Source organism: Roseovarius salis (assembly GCF_044472985.1).
In the GTDB taxonomy this organism is placed as follows: Bacteria; Pseudomonadota; Alphaproteobacteria; order Rhodobacterales; family Rhodobacteraceae; genus Roseovarius; species Roseovarius salis.
In genome coordinates, this window is sequence record NZ_JBISDG010000080.1 from 1 (window position 1) to 4,808 (window position 4,808).

Consider the following 4,808-nt stretch of genomic DNA (forward strand, 5'->3'; position numbering starts at 1 on the left):
GGTGCTGGCAATCTCGTCCTTCATCCAGCCTTCATGGCTTGCGAAATCGACAAAAATTTGACCGACATAGGAAGTCACTGGTGTTTCCGCCGCCCCATGTGGGACGGCGGCATCGGGACAGTCGTGGTGTGTGGCGTCAGTCGTCGGCGATCCTGTAGGCCCGCCCGCGCCCCTCGACCTTCTCGGACGCGATGGTCAGCCCGAGTTTCTTCTTGAGCGCGCCGGACATGGCGCCTCGAACCGTATGCGGCTGCCATCCGGTGGCTTCCACGATCTCGTCGATGGTGGCGCCGCCCTCGGCCCGGAGCATCTCGATCAGGGTTTCCTGCTTGGTGCCCTTCCGGCGCTGAACCGGGGCGGGCGGCGTCTCAGTCGGCGGCGTGTCGTCGGGCTCATCCGTGATCCCGAGGGTGCTGTAGGCCAGCGGGGTGGCGCGCAGCGTGATCGGGCCGCGCTCCTCGTCGTGGCGGTAGACGGTGTTGAGATCGGCGGCGGGGATTTCCTCGATCAGGCCTTGCTTGAGAAGGCTCTTGCAGACGTTGCCGACCGCGCCGCCCTTGAGGCTGGCGGTGATGGGAAAGACAGCGCCGTCCTCGCGGGCGCAGGCAGTGGAGAGGATGACGGCTTGGGCGTCGGACAGCTGGATCTGGGTCATGGGGTCGTCTCCGTATTCGGGCCCGCGACATGCGGCGCCTTCTACGACCCCGAGCCGCGCCTCGGCGCGGCAGGAGTTCCGGCGGTGCCGGAGATCAGTCGGCGTGTTCGCCTTCGCCGAAGGCGCTGTCGGTGATGCGCTTCAGCAGGCTGGCGTAGTGTTCGAGGGTGCCGACATGGCCCCAGTTGATCTCGTCGGGGTGGGCGTTGAAGTGGTCGTCGCTGAGTGCCTGCAGGCGGGCGAGCATCGCGTCGATCTCGGCCTTCTTGCCGATGAAGGCGGCGAGTGCGTTCGACCGGTTCCTAGAACCGGTGGCGGAACCGGTCTCACCCCGGTTGCGCCGGGCCTTCTCGGCGCGGAGTTCTTGGCGGGGCGTGGTGATCGGGTTCATGCGCGTGGTCATCGGGGTGGCTCCTTGGGTCTGCGCTATCGCTGCGCTGCTTGAGCGCGGTGCTGAGTTGCATCGTCCTCGTGGATCCAGGTTCGCTCTCTCCGGCATGCTTATCAACTCAATAAGCACATGATTTCGAATGATAATCGGAGCGCGGCATGGAGGGTCTGAGCGAGCGCCAATACGCCGCCCGCGTCGGCCTCTCGCGCGGCGCGATCCAGAAGGCGAAGGCCGCAGGCCGCCTCGTGCTGCACGAGGATGGCAGCATCGACGCCGACGCCAGCGACGCACGCCGGGCCGAGAGCACGGACCCGTCGAAAACCCGAAAGCCGCCCCAGCCGAAGCGCAAGCCCGTTCCGGAGGCAGCCGTCTCGGCCGTCGGCGACACGCTGAAGGAACAGGGCCTGGCCGCGCCGGCGACGGGCGGCGGGACGACCTTCCTGCAGGCCAAGACGGCCAACGAGGTGCTGAAGGCGCAGGAACGGCGCATCCGGCTGCAAAAGCTGAAGGGCGAGCTGATCGACCGGGCCCACGCGCTGGCGCTGGTGTTCCGGCTCGCGCGGCAGGAGCGCGATGTCTGGATCAACTGGCCGGCGCGGGTCGCCGCGCTGATGGCGGCCGATCTCTCGGCCTCATGCAGCGAAGCGTTAGGCCAGGAAATCGTCGTGGAGCCCGCCGCCATGCAGAAGGCTCTGGAGAAGCATGTCCGATCCCAGCTCGACGACCTCGCCGAGATCCAGCCCGATCTCCGCTGAGGACGCGGACGCGCTTGCCTTCGACGGGGCGCAGGATGTCCTGCGGGCGTGGCTGGCCGGGCTGCGGCCCGACCCGGATCTGACGGTGTCGGAATGGGCCGACCGGCACCGCAAGCTGTCGTCCCGCGCCTCGGCCGAGCCGGGGCAGTATCGGACGGTGCGCACGCCCTACATGCGCGAGATCATGGACCGGCTTTCGCCCGGGGATCCGACCCAGCGGGTCGTGTTCATGAAGGCCGCGCAGGTCGGTGCGACGGAGGCCGGCAACAACTGGATCGGGTTCGCCATCCACCAGGCGCCGGGGCCGATGCTGGCGGTCCAGCCGACGGTCGAGCTGGCCAAGCGCAACTCGCGCCAGCGGATCGACCCGCTGATCGAGGAGAGCCCGGAGCTTCGGGAGCGGATCAAGCCGGCGCGTTCGCGCGACGCGGGCAACACGATGCTGTCCAAGGAGTTCGCGGGCGGCATCCTGATCATGACCGGCGCGAACTCGGCGGTCGGACTGCGCTCGACCCCGGCACGGTACATCTTCCTCGACGAGGTCGACGCCTATCCCGCCTCGGCCGACGAGGAAGGCGACCCGGTCACGCTGGCCGAGGCGCGGTCGCTGACCTTCGCGCATCGGCGCAAGGTGTTCCTGGTCTCGACGCCGACGATCCGGGGGCTGAGCCGCATCGAGCGGGAGTTCGAGGCGTCCGACCAGCGGCGGTTTTTCGTGCCGTGCCCGCATTGCGGCGCGATGCAGTGGCTGAAGTTCGAGCGGCTGCGCTGGGACAAGGGCCGCCCCGAGACGGCGGAGTATCACTGCGAGGGCTGCGACGCAGGCCTGGCCGAGCACCACAAGACGGCGATGCTGGAGGGAGGCGAATGGCGGGCGACGGCGGAGCCGGTGGATCCCGGCACGGTCGGCTATCACCTCTCGGCGCTCTACTCGCCGGTGGGCTGGCTGGGCTGGGACCGGATCGCGCGCGCATGGGAGGCGGCCCGAGGCTCGGACGAGGCGATCAAGGCGTTCCGCAACACGGTGCTCGGCGAGACCTGGGTCGAGACGGGCGAGGCGCCGGACTGGCAACGGCTGGCGGATCGCCGCGAGGCTTGGCCTGCGGGCACCGTGCCGGCGGGCGGTCTGTTCGTGACCGCCGGCGCGGACGTGCAGAAGGACCGGATCGAGGTCGATGTCTGGGCCTGGGGCCGCGGGCTGGAAAGCTGGCTCATCGATCATGTCGTCATCGAGGGCGGGCCGGGCGATCCGGCGTGCTGGCAGCAGCTCACCGATCTGTTGGGGCGCACATGGACCCATGCCTCGGGCGAGCATCTGGCGATCGCGCGGCTGGCGATCGACACCGGGTTCGAGACCAGCGCGGTCTATGGCTGGGCGCGGCAGGTCGGCTTCGCGCAGGTGGCACCCGTGAAGGGGCTTGATGGCTTCAACCGCGCGAGCCCGGTGACGGGCCCGACCTATGTCGACGCCACCGTCGCGGGCAAGCGTCTGCGCCGCGGTGCGCGGCTGTGGTCCGTGGCCACGGCGACCTTCAAGGCCGAGACCTACCGGTTCCTGCGGCAGGATCGGCCGACCGCGGAAGAGGTCACGGCCGGTGCACCGTTTCCGCCGGGAACGGTGCACTTGGCGTCCTGGGCGGACAGCGAATGGCTCAAGCAGCTGACCGCCGAGCAGCTGGTCACGGTCAAGGGCAAGCGCGGCTTCGCCAGGCTCGAATGGCAGAAGCTGCGCGAACGCAACGAGGCGCTGGACTGCCGGGTCTACGCCCGCGCCGCCGCCTGGATCGCGGGCGCCGACCGATGGTCGGAGGCGCGCTTGCAGGACCTGGAACGGCAACTGGCGGTGGAGACGACCGGGGTGGACAGCGAGGTGCCAGCCCGGTCCGCGCCCCGCCCGGTGCCGCGGCGGCGGACGCGGCGGTCGAGGTACATGGGGTGAGCCTCAGCTTGCCAGCGTGCGCTGAACGATACCCGGGTCCTTGTCGATCAGCGCAAGCAGGACACGGGCCGGGCCTTCCGGCGACCGCCGGTGCTGTTCCCAGTTCAGGAGCGTGGATTTCTTCACGCCGATGCTTCTGGCAAACTCGGCCTGCGAGAGGCCGGTGCGGGCGCGGATGGCCTGAACATCCGCGTCGGGGATATCGATCTCGTGGATCGTGACCGCCCCTTCGCCTTGGGCATGGGCAATGGCCTCCTTGAGGCCCTGTTCGATGCTCTTGAAGGCGTCGCTCATCTTGCGCTCCTGTAGCTGTCGGCCAGCAGTTTGCCGAGGGATTTGATCGTTTCCGTCTCTGCCCGGGTCAGATTGGCCTTTTCGTTCTTGGCAAAGACGGTGATCAGAAAGACCGGCATGTCATCGTCGCCGCCGTAAAAGTGAATGACACGATAACCGCCACTCTTGCCGCCGCCCTCGCGTGCGAACCGGACCTTTCGGACGCCACTGCCGAGCGAGACCCCGGCTGTGGGGTTGCGGGCGATGTAATCGATCAGCGCCATCCTTTCCTCTTCGCTCATGATGGCGCGGGCGCGGCGTTGAAACTCGGGCGTCTCGGCGACGGTCACGATGGTCATACCTGCATGTATGCGCCAATGGCGCATATGTCAATGACGCACCCAAGGGACTGCTCATGTCCGATCCTGCAACCCTCCGCGCCCGCCGCGACGCGCTCTCGGCGCAGCGGTCCTCGGGCGTGGCGCGGGTGAGCTATGACGGCAAGACCGTCGAGTATCGCAGCGTGGCCGAGATCGACCGGGCGATCGAGGCGCTGGACCGCGAGATAGCAGTCGCCGAGGGCCGGCAGATCGTGCGGCAGCTGCGCGTGACGACGACGAAGGGGCTCTGATCCATGGGGCTGTTCGACCGGTTTCGCCGCTCCAACTCGGCCGGCCCCGCCGGCGTGCGTGCGCGCCTGGAGGGCGCGATGTCCCGGCGCCGGCTGCGTGGCTGGAACCCGCCGCTGGAGAACGTCAACGCGCTGGTCGCCTCGGGCGGGCCGAAGCTGCTGGC

7 protein-coding genes are annotated in these 4,808 nt (G+C 68.7%); 3 read left to right on the forward strand and 4 right to left on the reverse strand.

The features are described 5' to 3' along the window. Positions 1–136: 136 nt before the first annotated feature. The gene (locus tag ACH13J_RS18060) at positions 137–655 is read right to left on the reverse strand and encodes a DUF3489 domain-containing protein (protein ID WP_397544734.1); all 519 of its coding nucleotides are present in this window, start codon (positions 653–655) and stop codon (positions 137–139) included. 94 nt (positions 656–749) lie between these two features. Further along, entirely contained in the window at positions 750–1,058 is a 309-nt protein-coding gene (locus ACH13J_RS18065) for a hypothetical protein (RefSeq protein WP_397544735.1), read from the reverse strand. A gap of 146 nt (positions 1,059–1,204) precedes the next feature. Here ACH13J_RS18065 and ACH13J_RS18070 point away from each other — a divergent pair, with 146 nt between their 5' ends. Together ACH13J_RS18070 and ACH13J_RS18075 are read left to right on the forward strand one after the other, a co-directional pair. Continuing rightward, entirely contained in the window at positions 1,205–1,801 is a 597-nt protein-coding gene (locus ACH13J_RS18070; RefSeq protein WP_397544736.1) for a hypothetical protein, read from the forward strand. Then, positions 1,749–3,740 carry a terminase gpA endonuclease subunit gene (locus tag ACH13J_RS18075; RefSeq protein ID WP_397544737.1) on the forward strand — a complete coding sequence of 664 codons (1,992 nt, stop codon included), beginning with the start codon at positions 1,749–1,751 and terminating at the stop codon, positions 3,738–3,740. The genes ACH13J_RS18070 and ACH13J_RS18075 overlap by 53 nt, the downstream gene beginning before the upstream one ends. Before the next feature lie 3 nt (positions 3,741–3,743). Here ACH13J_RS18075 and ACH13J_RS18080 read toward each other — a convergent pair whose 3' ends face one another. Together ACH13J_RS18080 and ACH13J_RS18085 are read right to left on the reverse strand one after the other, a co-directional pair. After that, on the reverse strand, positions 3,744–4,034 hold the full coding sequence (locus ACH13J_RS18080) for a helix-turn-helix domain-containing protein (RefSeq protein ID WP_397544738.1): 291 nt from the start codon (positions 4,032–4,034) through the stop codon (positions 3,744–3,746). Beyond that, positions 4,031–4,372 carry a type II toxin-antitoxin system RelE/ParE family toxin gene (locus ACH13J_RS18085; protein WP_397544739.1) on the reverse strand — a complete coding sequence of 114 codons (342 nt, stop codon included), beginning with the start codon at positions 4,370–4,372 and terminating at the stop codon, positions 4,031–4,033. The genes ACH13J_RS18080 and ACH13J_RS18085 overlap by 4 nt, the downstream gene beginning before the upstream one ends. A 56-nt stretch (positions 4,373–4,428) precedes the next feature. On the opposite strand from ACH13J_RS18085, the gene ACH13J_RS18090 reads away from it, so the two are divergent. Next, the gene (locus tag ACH13J_RS18090) at positions 4,429–4,644 is read left to right on the forward strand and encodes a phage head-tail joining protein (protein WP_397544740.1); all 216 of its coding nucleotides are present in this window, start codon (positions 4,429–4,431) and stop codon (positions 4,642–4,644) included. Positions 4,645–4,808: the final 164 nt, after the last annotated feature.